16 protein-coding genes and 1 tRNA gene are annotated in these 16,828 nt (G+C 41.4%); 5 read left to right on the forward strand and 12 right to left on the reverse strand.

Annotated features, from left to right (window positions below; all coding sequences use genetic code 11):
• From ABFC98_05220 to ABFC98_05265, 10 genes are all read right to left on the reverse strand, one after another.
• Positions 1–611 (reverse strand): tetratricopeptide repeat protein (locus tag ABFC98_05220; GenBank protein MEN6445429.1); only part of this gene is annotated, 611 nt, incomplete at its 3' end.
• Positions 612–701: 90 nt separating this feature from the next.
• Positions 702–776 (reverse strand) — tRNA-Asn (locus ABFC98_05225).
• Positions 777–878: 102 nt separating this feature from the next.
• Positions 879–1,241, reverse strand: coding sequence for a hypothetical protein (locus tag ABFC98_05230; GenBank protein ID MEN6445430.1), 363 nt, complete (start codon positions 1,239–1,241; stop codon positions 879–881).
• A gap of 276 nt (positions 1,242–1,517) precedes the next feature.
• Entirely contained in the window at positions 1,518–4,010 is a 2,493-nt protein-coding gene (locus ABFC98_05235) for a T9SS type A sorting domain-containing protein (GenBank protein MEN6445431.1), read from the reverse strand.
• Between the two features lie 358 nt (positions 4,011–4,368).
• Positions 4,369–5,847, reverse strand: a complete 1,479-nt coding sequence (locus ABFC98_05240) for a T9SS type A sorting domain-containing protein (GenBank protein MEN6445432.1) — start codon at positions 5,845–5,847, stop codon at positions 4,369–4,371.
• A 338-nt stretch (positions 5,848–6,185) separates the two neighbouring features.
• A complete protein-coding gene (locus tag ABFC98_05245; protein MEN6445433.1) occupies positions 6,186–6,347 on the reverse strand; it encodes a hypothetical protein in 162 nt (53 codons plus the stop codon).
• Positions 6,348–6,470: 123 nt separating this feature from the next.
• Entirely contained in the window at positions 6,471–7,793 is a 1,323-nt protein-coding gene (locus tag ABFC98_05250) for a thymidine phosphorylase (GenBank protein ID MEN6445434.1), read from the reverse strand.
• Between the two features lie 10 nt (positions 7,794–7,803).
• Complete coding sequence (gene phnE, locus ABFC98_05255; GenBank protein MEN6445435.1) at positions 7,804–8,775, reverse strand: phosphonate ABC transporter, permease protein PhnE; 972 nt, start codon at positions 8,773–8,775, stop codon at positions 7,804–7,806.
• A gap of 520 nt (positions 8,776–9,295) precedes the next feature.
• Entirely contained in the window at positions 9,296–9,460 is a 165-nt protein-coding gene (locus ABFC98_05260; protein ID MEN6445436.1) for a hypothetical protein, read from the reverse strand.
• A 16-nt stretch (positions 9,461–9,476) separates the two neighbouring features.
• Positions 9,477–9,929 carry a hypothetical protein gene (locus ABFC98_05265; protein MEN6445437.1) on the reverse strand — a complete coding sequence of 151 codons (453 nt, stop codon included), beginning with the start codon at positions 9,927–9,929 and terminating at the stop codon, positions 9,477–9,479.
• A gap of 181 nt (positions 9,930–10,110) precedes the next feature.
• On the opposite strand from ABFC98_05265, the gene ABFC98_05270 reads away from it, so the two are divergent.
• From ABFC98_05270 to trpS, 5 genes are all read left to right on the forward strand, one after another.
• Complete coding sequence (locus ABFC98_05270) at positions 10,111–11,382, forward strand: M18 family aminopeptidase (GenBank protein MEN6445438.1); 1,272 nt, start codon at positions 10,111–10,113, stop codon at positions 11,380–11,382.
• A gap of 95 nt (positions 11,383–11,477) precedes the next feature.
• Positions 11,478–11,867: a four helix bundle protein gene (locus ABFC98_05275; protein ID MEN6445439.1), complete on the forward strand. Its 390-nt coding sequence runs from the start codon at positions 11,478–11,480 to the stop codon at positions 11,865–11,867.
• A 138-nt stretch (positions 11,868–12,005) separates the two neighbouring features.
• Positions 12,006–13,256 carry a DUF1015 family protein gene (locus tag ABFC98_05280; GenBank protein MEN6445440.1) on the forward strand — a complete coding sequence of 417 codons (1,251 nt, stop codon included), beginning with the start codon at positions 12,006–12,008 and terminating at the stop codon, positions 13,254–13,256.
• A complete protein-coding gene (locus ABFC98_05285) occupies positions 13,253–14,575 on the forward strand; it encodes a MiaB/RimO family radical SAM methylthiotransferase (GenBank protein MEN6445441.1) in 1,323 nt (440 codons plus the stop codon). The genes ABFC98_05280 and ABFC98_05285 overlap by 4 nt, the downstream gene beginning before the upstream one ends.
• Positions 14,576–14,579: 4 nt before the next feature.
• Positions 14,580–15,575, forward strand: a complete 996-nt coding sequence (trpS, locus tag ABFC98_05290; GenBank protein ID MEN6445442.1) for a tryptophan--tRNA ligase — start codon at positions 14,580–14,582, stop codon at positions 15,573–15,575.
• Between the two features lie 229 nt (positions 15,576–15,804).
• On the opposite strand, the gene ABFC98_05295 is transcribed toward trpS, so the two are convergent.
• On the reverse strand, positions 15,805–16,473 hold the full coding sequence (locus ABFC98_05295) for a transposase (protein MEN6445443.1): 669 nt from the start codon (positions 16,471–16,473) through the stop codon (positions 15,805–15,807).
• The coding region (locus tag ABFC98_05300) for a hypothetical protein (protein MEN6445444.1) at positions 16,470–16,828 on the reverse strand (359 nt) is incomplete at its 5' end. The genes ABFC98_05300 and ABFC98_05295, both read right to left, overlap by 4 nt.

A 16,828-nucleotide genomic window follows, 5' to 3' on the forward strand; every position in this document is an offset into this window, starting at 1 on the left:
TGATAGAGTTGAGTGATTTCTGGTTCGGGATTTGCCTGGTCAAACTCGCTCTCTTCCGAGTTGGAAGGTAAGCTGAACGCCGTTTCGAGAGCGGATAATGCCTGTTTATATTCTTTCAGTTCATAGAGGGTCTTGGCATACCAAATGTAGGCATCGTAATGTTCTTTATTGGTTTCTATGGCATTTTCCAAGGACTTTTTGGCGGCTGTAAAATTTCCGGTTTGGTAAAGTGCTTCGCCTTTATGACGCCAAGGACAGCTCCACTTGGGAGTTGTTTTATTTAAAAGTTCATAAATGTTTATGGCTTCAGTGTATTTTCCGGTTTCGAGATAAATATTTGCCAAGGCAAAACGCTCTCCCGGCTTTAAGCTATCAACGGCTGCCTGAGCAATTTCCAAAAGGCGATTGGATTCCAGATTGCTGATATAGGCAAGATTCAATTTTGCCTGAATGCCGCTTTCCCCTTCCTTATCCTTCTCTATAAGATATTGAACCGCATTCTGATAGGTATCTAAAGAGGGATTTTGCAGATAAAGCATAACGGGTGATTCCTGAGCTAAACAGAATGTTGTAGCCAACAATCCCAGAATGATAAGCATAATTTTGTGCATTGTTCCTGTTCTCCTGTTGTGAATATTGCTGTAATTAGGTAGTCGGTTTCCCTTGCTAAAAAGGTAACCTCCTTTAAAGAACAAAAAAAATGGCTCCGGAAGAGGGGTTCGAACCCCCGACCTAGTGGTTAACAGCCACCCGCTCTACCGCTGAGCTATTCCGGAACGATTTTCTAAATGTCATTCATTTAATGGCGGTATTTCTGTCAACCATAATTTTGGCAACCCGTAAAAAGCAATGCGAATATGCGATATCATCTCCTCCCATTATGCCTGTTTGGCTTTAAAAACAACGCTGGTAATTAGTTCAATGAATAACCCGTAAATTGCTCCCAAAATGATTGTTAAGAAAAAGATATGCCATTTGCCTAAAACAGCCGTCGGATATGCCATCGCTCCAAAAGAAAAAGGAATGCTGACAATTATCCCCAATAACAATCCGTGTAGGGACCAAATTATCTTGCAAGCGCTGATTCCAATGACAAAACCAATCAGAACCCGACTGGCAAAGATATTGGCTATCAATTTTTTAGCCAAAGGATTGGGATATGAACTTTTGGCTATCAAGATAGCCACTATCCCGCAAAGCAATCCAGTAATGGTAGCGATTAAAACTCGTTTGAAAGACATAATCACCTCACTAAGTTTGATTATTTCTATAAAAGCGCAAGGCAATCATAATGTCAATAACTTTTTTATTAGAAATCGATAAATTGCGGGATTCTATAAAATAAGATCGTTACACATAAATGGAGCAAAAATCTTTTACTTCCTATGCGGGGAAGCGGTATGATCAGAGACGAACCCGGTTGTCGGATTTAGAACACATAAACGTTTCTACCCTTTCATTGGAAGTGTAGGACTACAACTATTGTATCTATAAGATGGGTAATTACTTCAGGAAGATCATCTAAAAAGGGTAACCTTTTTACTCAAGCATCGTTTACCATTAACCGACAAGTTGAGAAAGTATATACCACTTGAACACTTTTTACCGCCAGCATCTCTGCCATCCCAATAGGTGTATTGCTCAATTGTCTTATTGGGATCAAGCGAGATGCTCTTCACTTTTTGACCTTTGATATTATAGATATCGATGCTTGCAGTGGTTACTCTTGGCATTGAGTCATCCAGTTTTGAGGGTAAAATAACTTTAAGATTAGTGAAGGCAGTAAACGGATTGGGATATGCAGATAAAAGCCCCTTCTGCAAAGCCGGAGTTAACGGATCGTCAATACCAACATAGGGCAGAGAGCCAAACTCAAAACAGCCCATATCTATCCTGCCATCCCAAACTCGGTGATTGCCTGCCAGGTCATAGGGTAGTAATGCTAAGCCCGTAGTATCGGGAGTGGCAGCGTTTATACAGGGTGAGGATGCAGTTAGTTGCGCAAAAAAACGACTTTCGCTATCCAAACTATATAAGTCCGGATTGTCGCTGATATTGGTGGTGCCATATTCCACAAAGCAATTGGGACCGGTGATGATTCCCTGACTTCCGCCGCGGATATTGTTGTAGTCCAGATAAATATTGGAGACCGGTGAGATGGGTACTGTCATCACTGAAAGCTCATAATTGCACAGTGGATTGTAGAAGATGTTGTTCTGGAGTTGGTGGTGCCCAATCAAGAATAGCGCTGCCGGCCAGCCCTCAAGGTTTACAAAGGTGTTGTTTGTGATCTTGAAGCTTTCGGTACTCTGATTGCCAAATACTATCGGGGGATAAGTATCATTACTCATATTACTAAAGAGGCATCCGGTGATGTTCACATTGAGCGGAGCATTGTCGTTCAGGCCATCGGTAATGGCAAAGGCAGTCTGCCCGGGTGAGGTCTCAAAATTACTGAAGATACAATTCTGAATGCTCAGGGAATCATTTACATTTATGATGAACATAACCACTGGATCCTCTTCTGGATCATTGAAGACAGACCGGATATTGCGGAACTCGCAGTCGATGATGGCGCCACTATCCCATTCTGAAGAGTAGATCCCTCCCCTATCTTCGGCATCAATATCGTAAACTCTTATATTCTTAAGCAGGACATCAATTGGTTCTGTAATCATTATGCTGCCTCTATTACTAGCAACGAGATCCCGTATCGTTACATTTGAAATGCTGGACTTTTCTAGAGAACATAAGTTTAGTATCGGCCAAACGCCATCTATTATTGATGATGTGATAGTAAAACCTGATATTTGGGTATTTTTACTATAGCATCCGGACACTACATTATTATTGATACCTTCAATGCTATTCGTAACTACGAGCAGGGTGGAATCTGGCCCAGCACCAACGATATTCACATGAGACCTGATAGGAACCATGGGGTTGAATTGATCTTCGCTGGTATATGTACCCGGCAGGATGTGTACTGTTTTAGTATTGGTGCTGTCCGGGGCGATTTTGTGTATGGCTTTGGCGATGTTTTTCATAGCAAGTTCAGGACTGTAGCCGCTGTTATCGTCGTCCCCATCAGGGCTTACATAGATATCGTGGTTTACCTCCTGCCGAAAAGCGCGAAGATAATGATAGTTATCGCTGTAACCCTGTGTATCCGTAAAATTGGCATGACGGCCAAAGTAGAAATCACCCGGATTGGGTACCGAGACCAGATCCAGATAGATCTCCAGATTGGTCATCAGATCGGTTACAATGATATCACAGGGCATGCAACCGTAGTTTTCGTACACGGAGCAGCGATTGACTTCATCGAAAATGATATTGGGGATTACACTTCTGTTACTCATGATAAAAATGCCACCTCCGGAACCTGAAGCATAGTTGCTGTGGACATTGGTCCCAGCCAGATTTAGTGAGGACTTATAAGCTGAGATACCTCCTCCCAATACTGCTCGGTTATTTTTAACCACGCAGTTAGTGATACTCACGCTGCAATTGGTGCGGACAAAAACCCCACCTCCCCATCTCTCGTCCTGAGCCCCAAAGGGATAGCCGATGCCGTGTTCCAGGGTCAGACCCCTCAGAGTAACACCCTGTTCTTCATTGACAAACCTCACGCATGGATTGGAATTGTTGCCGTCAATTATCGTAGCGCTGATAAAGCTGCTGTCATTGGTGACTGCTTCCAAAGAGCAGAGGGTGATTATCTTGCCGCCAAATACTACATTCTCATAGTAGCGTCCCGGATACACCAGAACCGTATCACCATTATTGCAGTCGTTTATCGCACTCTGGATGCTGCTATATGGCTGTGAACCATCCAGGGATACGGAACGGGTAAGTGCGGATAGGGGCAAAAGAAAGCACAGAGGAATATAGATAATCAGGCATCGTAATGCCCATAGCGGATTGAATGTAATAACCTGAGACATTGTTTGCTTCGCTGAGGCCACTCGGGTAGCGATGTCAACTTGACTTCTTTTCGATGTCTTCATAATATATATTCCCCTGTTTGCTCATAAGGTAATCCTGTCAACTTGACTACCATAAGCAATAGATAGAATAGGCAAAACCAATACTTTTTCATCATTCCTTCTACCTGAGTTTGTTCTTAATACATCCTTTATACATCTGACTTTTTTAAATCTCATTTAAGCAAGCAATCTGATTAGAAATGCATACTAACAGTATAACTAATCTTCTGCTTCTTGTCAACCAAGAAGTTGAGTGCTTGCGAGAGACCAGATATTGAGTCAACACTTCACTTGAAGACAAAAACCGTTTCTACCCTTTCATTGGAAGTGAAGGACTACGACTATTGTATCTATATGATGGTTGATTACTTCAGAGAGGTCATCTGAAAAGGGTAACCTTTTTACTCAAGCATCGTTTACCATTAACCGACAAGTTGAGAAAGTATATACCACTGGAACACTTTTTGCCGCCAGCATCTCTGCCATCCCAATAGGTGTATTGCTCAATTGTCTTATTGGGATCAAGCGAGATGCTCTTCACTTTTTGACCTTTGATGTTATAGATATCAATGCTTGCGGTGGTTACTCTTGGCATTGAGTCATCCAGTTTTGAGGGTAAAATAACTTTAAGATTAGTGAAGGCAGTAAAGGGATTGGGATAGGCCGAGATACAGCGAGTAGGGGGAGTTTGCTCTGTATCATCTGAAACGCCAACATAGTTACCATTTGAATCAATTCTGACAAGTCCCAGGCGTCGCGGAAGTTCTATTACAGTTGCACAATACAGAATATCCCCATTATCTAATTCTAATAATGGGTGCTTACCTACTCCGATTCTTTCAATTGGTAAAGCATTGCTGCTCCAAAGCATATTAAAAGCACCATCAAACTTGAATATCTCTCCCGTGGGTGTGGAAACCGCAAGGATAATGTTGTTATCATTAGTCCTTATGGCAGGAAATACTATTTCTTCATCAAGGAGCTCATAAGTTGGGATTGTGAGAATTGGTGTGTTAGGATTTATAATAGAAAAGTCTACTCCATAATCGTACACCCTAAGAAGCCCATCCACTACATTGTCGTTGTATCTTAAACCAAAATAGTTCCCGTTAGATTCAATAATACTTTCTTTGTACGCTCCAGGAATGTATTCTTTAGTCCATAATGAATCACCATCAGCAGTTATTTTCATTAATCTCATCATAGGTGAATACCACCAATTATACAAAATTCCACCATCAGAGGTAGTTGTAATTGAGGCATTGGAATGTACCGGTGTTTGATATTGCCAAAGGCATTCTAAAGCATAGTTATACTTGACAATTCCGGTATTGTTTGTACCTTGAATATACCCGGTGATTATAAAACCGTTTTCTACACGCAGAATATCATTTACTGAACCCATTATTCCATCAGTACAATACAAGGTAATCTGCTCAACATACTGAAGATTAGCATCCAACCGTTGCAATCGGTGGTAATGGCTATCCAGAGCGAGATAACCACCAAGCCCATCTTTCACAATTCGCGTATAGTATCCTTCAACTATATCGCCATCGACCTGAGGCCCGAATAAGGTGCTTTGATACACACCATTTCGGGAGTAGAGCATCATCGGTGACTGAGGAAAAACCCATTCTGGGGGAGGAGAATGGAATGTAGCCATGGCTTGCAGGACAAAATTCCCGTCATAAGCTTCGAATACATTAGCTGCTAGTGTTTGACTAATTGGAAAGGATTCCCATGCTGGTAGAGTTTGGGTTGTGGGGTAGTAATAACGCACAAAAGTGCTGTCAATCTGTGCGGACAAGTTTACTGCTACTATGACACACATTATCAACAAAGGAATTAGTTTCATAAATCCTCCAACTAATTCGTTCAAGTTGAGTCCCAAATGTTGGCGCAAAATCCAACACATTGTTCCTCAGGTTATTTGAGGACATTCTAATTATCCTCAATTCTACACTCTATATAATATCTAACGACTGTTTGTATTATTTTCATCTTGTAAATTCTTGTCAAATTATTTTTTTCCTCAAAAGCTACCTCGTCGCGACGAATCAAACGATATAGGACTTGTCAGGTTTTCCCTGATCCTTTCCAATGGCTCTGAAAGAGGCAATTTCCTGTTTATCCAATCCTCTGAATATCCTTGTAGGATAGAATCAAACAACCGTAGGCAACCCAAACGACTCCCTAATTCTGCAAGCTACCAGGTCTTTTAATAGTGGACGCAGCCACAGTAGATATGCCTTTGATGCTCTGCTCTGGGTATTGCGCATCCAGTGAACAATGCAGCGTTGTCATAGTTACCCAGGATAACATTCTTCTATCGCCTTGATTAGTCCATTTGTTCATCACTAATCCAAAGTTCCGATCTTTCCAAACCACAAGCTTTTAAGCTTTGCAAGTCGGTACTGCTCAACATTCGCTTCAATCTTAGAATATTATTGCTTCCTGAAGGGAAAGGGTTTATATAAGTTAGCAATCCTCCGAAAAAATAAGCAGGTGGATCATTCGTTCTTTGTTTTTCTTGTTGTCCGCTATAGTATAGGCACTTAAAATCCGCCTTGCCGCTTCTTCCGCTAAGCTTTGATGGGAGGCAAAGACCTCGCCAATTTTATCTCCTGCTCTTATTTCATCCCCGATTTTAGGATAAAGCAAAGCGCCGGCGCTATAATCAAGCGTATCTGTAACTTTTTGTCTGCCAGCTTTAATGTGGACTAAAGCATAGCCAATTGTGCGGCTATCAATGCTTTGCACCCAACCGTTTTGTTTGGCTATAATAGGAACGGATACATTAGCCCGCGAAAAAAAAGAATAGTCATCAATTACTCTTGGTTCTCCCCCCTGGGCAATAATAATTTCCTGTAATTTTTCCAATGCTTTGCCGCTTAAGACAGCTTCATCTATCATTTTTTTTGCCTGGGAATAATCTTCCGCTTTGCCTGTGCTGAACAGCATTTGGGTAACAAGCTCAGTAGTAAGTTCATAAGTATCTGGCAGATAATTCCCTTTTAAATATTCAATTGCTTCAATCATTTCCAAAGCATTGCCAACGGCATTTCCCAAAGGCGAATTCATATTGGAAAAAACAACTCTGACCTTCTGACCAAAGCTCTTGCCAGTATTTAGCAGTAAATGAGCCAGTTTATTTGCCTTTCTAATATTCGGCATAAAAGCACCGCTACCGATTTTGAGGTCAATAACCAGATGCAAGGCACCTTCAGCTATTTTTTTGCTCATAATGCTGGCGGTTATTAAGCCGGGGCTTTCTACCGTGCCGGTAACATCACGCAAAGCATAGATTTTTTTATCGGCGGGAACAAGCTCTTCGGACTGACCTGCTAAAGCCAAACCGTGCTTTTCCACCAGCTTTTTAAATTCCTGCATAGAAAATGAGGTTTGGAATCCGAGAATGGATTCCAGCTTATCTAAGGTGCCACCTGTATGTCCCAAACCGCGTCCCGAAATCATCGGAACCAGCAAACCCAAAGCAGCGGCAATGGGAGCCAGCATCAAACTGATTTTATCTCCTACTCCGCCGGTGGAGTGTTTATCGGCGACAGGAAGACCTTTCCCAAAGCTAAGAGTATGCCCGGAAGCGATATATGCTTCCGTTAATGCTTCTATTTCTGTTTCCGAAAGCCCTTGTAAAAAACAAGCCATTAAAAAAGCGCTCATTTGGTAATCAGTAATTTCTCCCTTTAAAAAGGCACTGATAAAATAGGCAATTTCCGCTGCAGTAAGCTCATAAGCATCCCGCTTTTTGATGATTAGTTCTACCGGATTATAGGAATTCATATTGTAACCTCTAATATGTAACAAGTTTGGAACGGATATAACCGCTTAACATATCCATAACCCAAACAACTAAGGCAATTAACCACATTATTAAACCTACATTTCGCCAGGCAAGCATTTGCTGCTGTTGATAAAGGGCAAGACCAATTCCACCCCCACCTACAAAACCAACTACGGTAGCCATCCGAATGTTCATATCCCAACGGTAAATGGTAAAAGCTAAGTAAGGAGCCAAAATCTGGGGAGTGACTCCATAACGCCAGACCTGTAAAGTGGAAGCACCCGTTGCCTTTATTGCCTCCACGGGTCCGGGATCAATATTTTCAATCTGTTCACTGTAAAGTTTTACCAGCGCAGCAATGGAATGAATCCACAAAGCTAACATTCCAGCAAATGGACCAATGCCCACCCAAACGCAAAAAATAATCGCCCAAACGATTGCTTCTATGCTTCTGACCACCGTGGAAACTGTTCGGATGATTATATATACAATCCTTCCGATTACAGAATGGAACATTAAATTCTTGGCTGCGAAGAACGAAAGCACAAAAGCAAATGGAATGGCAAAAATCGTTGCCAGCAAAGCCAGATAGATGGTCTCTACCAAAGCGGATAGCATCGGAACTAATTCTTTCAGATTGGGATTGAAGATTCCGCTAACTATGGACTGAGTGTTGGCTGCCTGCGTAAAAAAAGCATTGGGCTTAACTTCTACAATCACCCAAGCCATTATAAAAGTGATTATAACTACAAAGCCAAGCTCAATTTTCCAGAAAGAACCCGGCATTTCCGCAAAGATGATTTTAGTGCCAAGGCAATTTTTACCTAAAGTGATTATAAACGCTATCAGCAGAGGAACTAACAGTATTATGCCTCCACTTAAGGTTATGCTGCCTAAACGCAATAAAAACCAGCCAATACAGGCAATCACATATAGCCAGATAGCATATTCAATGCCTAAAATTTTGATTCTATTTATCATAATGCAATCCTCATTTATGGGTTTGTAGAGTCAAGGAAAAAGTGAAAAGAAGTCGAGAGGTCTTGAGGTCGAGAAGTCGAGAAGTCGAGAGGGGGGAGGGTAGCCGGAGCTCGCTGAAGCTCCGCAAAAAAGTGAAAAGGTGGAAAGGGGTCGAGAGGTCTTGAGGTCGAGAAGTCGAGAGGGAATGGTAGCCGGAGCTCGCTGAAGCTCCGCAAGACAGTGAAAAGGTGGAAAGGTGGAAAGGTGAAAAGGTGAAAAGGTGAAACCCAGTGATAATTTTGGGTGCAAATCTTCCAGGTAGCCGGAGCTCGCTGAAGCTCCGCATTTGGTTTTGCGGAGGAACGGCGTCCTCCGGCTACACATTTTTTTTGCGGAGGAACGGCGTCCTCCGGCTACACATTTTCTTGCGAAGGAAAAAAGTTTTCATAGTGATTTCTGACTCCTAACTTGATTTTGACTTCTGATTTACAGTAAAAAAATGCCCCGGCAGAGCACCGGGGCACATTGTTCAGGTCTGCAACTACTGGATTAGCTGCTTATCCAATTCGTCCAAGAAGACATTGAGCAGAAAGGAGAGCACAAATTCGAAGAATGCCTGCTCATTCTGTTCGTTAATAAGTGGGATATCCAGAAGTTTGTTGATACGGGTAGCCAGTTCTTTTGTCAAAGTAGCTTTATCAGTCATTTTTCACCTCTTTTTTTTACATATTGGCGGTTAATTCGTCTGCCCCGATGACATCATCAAGATAGCCATTTTCCACGGCGGCAGAAATAGATAGAATATCCAAGCCCAAAGTTTGCAAATCAGAATAAGTTACACTTTCCAGTTCTATGTGTCCTTCGCTCATCTCGGCAAAGAGGAACATCATCCTGATCCAGATGGCATACGCGTTGGGTGGAATAGAATGTTTGGGAACATTTACGGCATTTAGAATGGCATACTGCTTCAATTCTTCTTTGTAATCGGAAGAAACAGCAGAATAAATAATCGACAGGTTTTTCATTTTGGACGCCATCACATTGTTTTGTTCAGAGAGGCGAGGTTTTACATACTTGCGACCTATGCAGATGCTACCATCGCGATAGCTTCCAAAGGTCATTTCATCAACTGTGCCAGAATAGGTCTTGATTCCATACTTGAATGTTACTTTCATTTTAAGCTCCTATGCTTATTTTTTTTCTTAGGCGTTTCCGGAAATCTTGCCTTCACTTATAAGGGGGTGACAAAAATTGAGAAATCGGTGACAAAATTGATTTTTTTTTAAGATTCCCTTGCTTGACACAAAAGCAGAGCTTAAAAAGATGGATTTATGAATTTTATGATAGGAGTTAGTTATGGACAGTTCAATAAAGGATTTACTAAATTTCCTCACTGGTAGCAGAAGCAGTTTTCTGGCGAGTAAGGAAATACAAAAACGCTTAGAGTCAGCTGGCTTTATCGCCCTTGCTGAAGATAAACCTTTTAAACTTATTAGCGGCGGGAAATATTATCTCCGGCGTTTTGGAACAGCGGTTGTTGCTTTTGTAGTTGGCAGTGAACCAGTTGCCAAAGCTGGTTTTAACCTTGCCGGAAGCCATATCGACTACCCCTGTCTGAAACTGAAGCCACAAAGCATAAAAACCGATAAAGGAATTACTAAAATCGGTGTGCAGGTGTATGGCTCACCTATTATTAGCAGTTGGTTAGATCGCGAACTTGGCATAGCCGGCAAAGTGGTCGTTAAAACCACCAAGGGCTATAAAGTGGAATCTGTGGACTTAAAAAAGCCCGTGGCGATCATTCCCAATGTGGCAATTCACTTAAATCGCGAAGTAAACAAGGGCTTTAGCTATAATGCCCAAACACAATTAAATGCGCTCTTGAGCGTGAATGCCTCAAGCGCAAATCCACTTTATACTGCAATAGCGAAAGAATTGCAGATAAAAGAAGAACAAATCGTAGAAACAGAGCTGTTTTTGTATGATTTTGCCCCAGCCCAACTCATTGGTTTGGATCAAGATATGATTGCTGCCCAGGGACTGGATAATCTATCGATGACTCATTGCATTCTGTCTGCCTTGCTTAAGTGTGAAAAACCTAATAAAACTGCTCTCGGCATCTTTTTTGATAATGAAGAAATCGGTTCGCTCACTTCCCAGGGAGCAGATTCCTTATTATTGGATGAAATATTGGAAAGGATTTGCCTTAGCCAAAGTAACAGCAGAGAGGATTTTTATCTGGCGTTACGGAACAGCTTTTTTATTAGTGCCGATGTAGCTAATGCTTGGCATCCTTCCTTTGCCGAAAAATATGATCCAGATTATGCTCCCCTGATGAATAAAGGACCCGTGATTAAGTTTGATGCTTATAGCAGATACGCCTCAAATGCAGAAAGTTCTTATCGCTTTATCCAACTTTGTGAGAAAGTAAAAGTTCCTTATCAGAAGTTTGTCGTGCGCAGTGATGGGACAGGTGGAATAACCATTGGGCCTATTTTATCTGCTCGCTTAGGACTAAATACCGTTGATATCGGAAATCCAATCTGGGCAATGCATTCTGTTCGTGAAACAGGGGGAACGGAAGACCATTTGTATCTTATGAAAGTGCTTAGACAGTATTTTGGATAGCGGAAAAGCGAGATAGCGAGATGGTGAGATAGCGAGATGGCGAGACAGCGAAATGGCGAAATGGCGAGATAGAATAGCATCAATGGAGATAGAAAATGAATAATGGAAAAATCAGAAGTTATCGTGATTTGGATATCTGGCAAAGAAGTATGAATATAGCAGAAATGGCTTATAGGTTAACAAAAAAATTCCCTTCTGAAGAAAGGTATAATATGGTTAGCCAGATTAGAAGATCTGCTGATTCAATTCCTGCAAATATTGCAGAAGGTTGGGGAAGAAAAATGAGTAAAGAATTTATCCATTATTTAAGGATTGCCTCAGGAAGTTTACGAGAGTTGGAAACCCACTTATTGTTATCTGAGCGTTGTGAAATTGTATGCATAACGGATATAAAGCCAATTCTTGCTGAAACAGAAATACTTAGTAAACAGATTTGGTCTCTTCAGTATCAACTACAAACCAGAAATAATAAAGTAGCAAAATGACCATCTCGCCATCTCACCATCTCGCCATTTCGCCATTTCGCCATTTCGCTATCTCACCATTTCGCTATCTCGCTATCTCGCCATCTCACCATCTCGCCATAACACAACTACAAAATATAATATATTAAGGAGTATAAAATGTCAACCTTCAAACCTTTTAAAGCCCTAAGGCCCGTTCAGGACAAAGCAAAAGCAATAGCTTCTTTGCCCTATGATGTTATGGATTCAGAGGAAGCGCGCCTCGAAGTGCAAAAAAACCCGTTAAGCTTTCTCCATGTAGAAAAACCGGAAATTGATCTTCCCATCGGAACTGATTTATACGATCCCGCTGTTTATGCCAAAGCCAGAGAAAACCTCTATAAATATGTTACCAATGGCTATATGAAACAGGATGCAAAACCAGCATACTACATCTATAAAGAAGTTATGGATGGCCGTTCTCAGATCGGTTTAGTGGGCTTAACTTCCGTGGATGAATATATGGATGGCACCATCAAAAAGCATGAATTAACCCGTGCCGAAAAAGAAGCAGACCGCATTCGCCATATTGATGCCTGTGATGCACATCCTTCACCTGTATTTTTTACTTACCGTCACCAGGATATTATTGACCAAACCGTAGCCAAAGTTATGGCTAATAAGAAACCGGAATATGATTTTACCAGTGATGATGGCATTGGACATACGCTTTGGGTTATGGACGATTTAGATGATATAGCCACCATTCAAAATGCCTTTGCCGCTTTGCCCAATTTATATGTTGCAGATGGGCATCACAGAACTGCCAGCGCAGCAAAAGTTGGGCTTAAAAGACGAGAACAGTTTCCTGATTATAAAGGCGACGAAGAATTCAACTTTTTTATGGCAGTCATCTTTCCTGATAGTCAGCTGAAAATTTATGATTATAACCGCGTGGTTAAAGATTTAAACGGCTTAAGCAAGGAAGAATTCTTAGCCAAAGTATCGGAAAAATGGAATGTCACTCCCATTCCAGAGGGCGAAAACTTTGCTCCTTCCAAGAAACACACCATCAGTATGTATCTGGATGGCAAATGGTATCGTTTAGAACCCAAACCGGGAACTTGGAATGAAAAGAACATAGTGGAAGACCTGGATGTTTCCATTCTGCAAAACAATCTGCTCAATCCTATTCTCGGCATTAAAGACCCCCGCACCGATAAAAGAATTGATTTTATCGGCGGAATCAGAGGTCTGGGTGAATTAGTAAAAAGAGTAGATAGTGGAAAAGAAGCAGTTGCTTTTGCTATGTATCCCACCAGTATGGATGAACTTATCAGTATTGCGGATGCAGGCGAAATTATGCCTCCCAAATCAACTTGGTTTGAGCCCAAATTACGCAGCGGACTTTTTATCCACTTACTGAAATGACTACTTATACCTTTGAAAGTTTGGGTTGTCCCAAAAATTTAGTGGACAGCGAGCGTTTTGTGGCGATTTTAAAGAGATATGGTTTTTCTGAAGCATCTCGCTATTATAATGCAGATTTGTTTATCATTAATAGTTGTTCCTTTATCTGTGAGGCGTTAGATGAACTGAATTATTTACTCTGTGACATAATAAAGCACACTAAAGATAGAGAAACCAAAATAATAGTTACCGGCTGTATAATGAATCGTGGTTATGAGGATTACAAAGAAGGATTTCCGGAAGTGGATGCCTGGATTCCGTTAAAGGACTTTGCCGCTTTTGAAAAATATCTGCTGGATAATCTTCTACCTCCTTATATCGCCCCTAAAAGGTTGTCCTACAAAGAAAGAACTCACTTGGAAAATGGACATTATGTATATTTGCGAATTTCCGATGGCTGCAATAATAAATGTTCCTACTGTATGATTCCTTATATCAGAGGAAAACAGGTTTCCGAGCCGATTGAGGCCCTCGTTGAAGAAGCAAAATCAATGCAGAAATACGGTAGAGAACTTATTTTGGTGGCTCAAGACACCTGTAGTTATGGAACCGACATTTATGGAGAAAAAGCGCTTCCCAAACTGATTGAGGCATTGCATAACCAAACAGATTATGATTGGATTCGGATTCTGTATTTGCATCCGGATAACTTTGAATATCAGTGGACAGAACTCTGGAAAATATACCCTAAGTTATTGCCTTACTTTGATATCCCTCTTCAACAGGTGAGCCCTAAAATCATTAAGGCAATGCACCGGAAAAATAGCTATCAGGAATTGAAAGAACTATTCCAATATATTCATAAAGAAGTTCCCAATGCCGTTTTCCGCACTACTTTGATGGTTGATTATCCGGGTGAAACGGAAGAGGATTTAGACCTGCTGGAAAAATTTCTTTCCGAAGTACCTATCTTGCAGGGAGGCGTATTTGCTTATTCTCCTGAATCAAAAGACCCTATGGATAACATCTACGATGAATTTGACTGGAAAAAAGGCAAAAGTTTGATGTTTGAATGGGAAGATAAGCTGAATAAAGAAAGGCAAAAACATCTGGAAAAATATGTCGGAACCGTGCAACCGGCTTTGATAGAAAATTTTGATGCTCAAAGTCAGCAATTTGTAGGTCGTTTATGGTTTCAAGCGCCTGAAATTGACGGTTGCGTATATGTAGATGAACTTCCTGAAAATAAAAGTTCTATTGTGGAAGTGGAAATTGTGGATGTAATTGGAGAAGATGTAATGAGTATTTTCCGTTCAGACCCGCCCAAAAATGAGGATTAACGATATGAAGAAAATAGCACTTACCGGAATTAAACCCACTGGCATACCCCACCTCGGAAACTATCTGGGAGCCATAAAACCTGCTTTAACGCTTTCCGAAACCTGTGAAGCGCGTTATTTCATTGCCGATTACCATGCATTAAATGCCTGTAAAGACCCTGTTGAACTGAAAAAAATGACTATTGAAATCGCCGCTGCCTGGCTTGCCTGCGGTTTGGATCCGGAAAAAACCCTGTTTTATCGCCAAAGTGATGTTCCGGAAACATTTGAGCTATTAACTATCCTTATGGCTTTTACTCCCAAGGGGTTAATGAATCGCGCCCATGCCTATAAAGCAATCCTGCAAAATAATCTGGAATCAAAACGCGATCCCGACGATGGAGTTAATATGGGTCTTTATACTTATCCTGTCTTAATGGCAGCCGATATTTTGTTGTTTGATACGGATTTTGTGCCGGTGGGGACAGACCAATATCAGCATATTGAAATGGCACAAGATATTGCCCAAAGTTTCAATTTCGTTTATCAAAAAAAGGCACTCAAAATCCCGCAACCGATGACTCAACCAAATTCCAAAATCGTTGTAGGACTTGATGGACGCAAAATGAGCAAAAGCTACAATAACACCATTCCAATGTTCTGCACCGAAAAAGAATTGAAAAGATTTGTTATGAGCATCAAAACCAACAGCCAAACAATTGAGGAACCCAAAGACCCAGAATCCTCCCACATATTTACCCTCTATAAAAATTTTGCCTCACCGGAACAGATAGAAAAAATGAGACAGCGTTATTTGCAAGGAGGATTGGGTTGGGGCCAAGCAAAAATGGAACTTTTTGAAGTTATCAATTCAGAACTAAGCCCCCTGCGTGAGAATTATAACTACTGGATAAACAATCAGGAAAAAATTTGGCAGGCACTAAAAGAAGGAAGTGAAAAAGCTCGCGCGCTGGCTTCCCAAAAAATAAAAGAGCTGAGACAGGTGATTGGCATCGACTAATAAAAAAGTGGAATAGTGAAAAAGTGGAAAAGTGAAAAAGTGGAATAGTGAAATAGTGGAATAGTGGAAAAGTGGAATAGTGAAAAAGTGGAATAGTGATTTTTCGTACCGGCGCTCGCTGTAGCGCCGATAAATAAGGATTTTTCGTACCGGCGCTCGCTGAAGCGCCGAAAAAATAAGGCGGAACGGCGTCCGCCAGTACCAAGAACGGCGTCCGCCGGTACCTGGGTCAAATCAAATCTTGGCTTAGATAGTTTCCTTTCCACTCCTGCCACTGCTGAACTAAACCAGCTTTAACCGGATTCATCAGAATGTAATTGACCACATTTGCCAACTCCGAATCGTCCCTTACCAGGCGGTCATAGCTCTCTTTTTGCCAAAAGTTGCCGGTCTTTCCTATTAGTCGGTTAATCGCAAGGGCAGTATATTTTTTCCATGTGTATATAATATGCTGGATAGGATATATATCCCCATTCTCTTGAGTTTTGGAGAGGATAAGCACATGGATGTGATTAGGCATAATGGAGTAAGCCAGTAGTTTATATCTTTGCTTATCAAAATAATGAAAGGACTCCGCAATAACTTCACGGATATCATCTCTTTGAAGCAAGTTGGGAACATCGGGTGCTTTAGCGAGGAGCTCGTCAAACCAGGTAAAAAACTTTGCATCTTTATTTCTTTTCTTTTCTTCCCGCTCTTTTGTGTCAAGTGTGTCCAGTTCTTTATTATATTCGTCAACCTGCCTTGCATAGTCATCCATTACATTCTTAGGTAGATCATACTTCATTCTGTAGGTTATGAATATGGGTTTATTTACATCATAAAGGTGAGGTAGATTCCTCGACCAATACTGGTATTTTATCCTTTCTCCGGAGATATGGTTGTGTTCAGAGGTCATTTTTTGTTTCCTCCTTTTTTCTTAACGGCGCTCGCTATAGCGCCGAATAAATAAGGCGGAACGGCGTCCACCTGTACAAGTTTTTTCGTACCGGCGCTCGCTATAGCGCCGAATAAATAAGGCGGATTGGTGTCCACCTGTACAAGGTTTTTTTGTACCGGCGCTCGCTGAGCGCTGAAAAATAAGGCGGAACGGCGTCCGCCAGTACAAGGTTTTTTCGTACCGGCGCTCGCTATAGCGCTGAAAAATAAGGCGGAACGGCGTCCGCCTGTACAAGTATTTTCGTACCGGCACTCGCTGAGCGCCGAAAAAATAAGGCGGAACGGCGTCCGCCAGTACAAGGTTTTTTTGTACT

Origin of the sequence: Candidatus Cloacimonas sp. (assembly GCA_039680785.1) — a bacterium.
Lineage (GTDB): Bacteria > Cloacimonadota > Cloacimonadia > Cloacimonadales > Cloacimonadaceae > Cloacimonas.

Bases quoted from the DNA above. Each gene is read 5' to 3' on its own strand.
- ABFC98_05230 (MEN6445430.1), bottom strand. From the start codon at position 1,241: ATGTCTTTCAAACGAGTTTTAATCGCTACCATTACTGGATTGCTTTGC.
- ABFC98_05235 (MEN6445431.1), bottom strand. From the start codon at position 4,010: ATGAAGACATCGAAAAGAAGTCAAGTTGACATCGCTACCCGAGTGGCC.
- ABFC98_05240 (MEN6445432.1), bottom strand. From the start codon at position 5,847: ATGAAACTAATTCCTTTGTTGATAATGTGTGTCATAGTAGCAGTAAAC.
- ABFC98_05245 (MEN6445433.1), bottom strand. From the start codon at position 6,347: ATGAACAAATGGACTAATCAAGGCGATAGAAGAATGTTATCCTGGGTA.
- ABFC98_05250 (MEN6445434.1), bottom strand. From the start codon at position 7,793: ATGAATTCCTATAATCCGGTAGAACTAATCATCAAAAAGCGGGATGCT.
- phnE (MEN6445435.1), bottom strand. From the start codon at position 8,775: ATGATAAATAGAATCAAAATTTTAGGCATTGAATATGCTATCTGGCTA.
- ABFC98_05260 (MEN6445436.1), bottom strand. From the start codon at position 9,460: ATGACTGATAAAGCTACTTTGACAAAAGAACTGGCTACCCGTATCAAC.
- ABFC98_05265 (MEN6445437.1), bottom strand. From the start codon at position 9,929: ATGAAAGTAACATTCAAGTATGGAATCAAGACCTATTCTGGCACAGTT.
- ABFC98_05270 (MEN6445438.1), top strand. From the start codon at position 10,111: ATGGACAGTTCAATAAAGGATTTACTAAATTTCCTCACTGGTAGCAGA.
- ABFC98_05275 (MEN6445439.1), top strand. From the start codon at position 11,478: ATGAATAATGGAAAAATCAGAAGTTATCGTGATTTGGATATCTGGCAA.
- ABFC98_05280 (MEN6445440.1), top strand. From the start codon at position 12,006: ATGTCAACCTTCAAACCTTTTAAAGCCCTAAGGCCCGTTCAGGACAAA.
- ABFC98_05285 (MEN6445441.1), top strand. From the start codon at position 13,253: ATGACTACTTATACCTTTGAAAGTTTGGGTTGTCCCAAAAATTTAGTG.
- trpS (MEN6445442.1), top strand. From the start codon at position 14,580: ATGAAGAAAATAGCACTTACCGGAATTAAACCCACTGGCATACCCCAC.
- ABFC98_05295 (MEN6445443.1), bottom strand. From the start codon at position 16,473: ATGACCTCTGAACACAACCATATCTCCGGAGAAAGGATAAAATACCAG.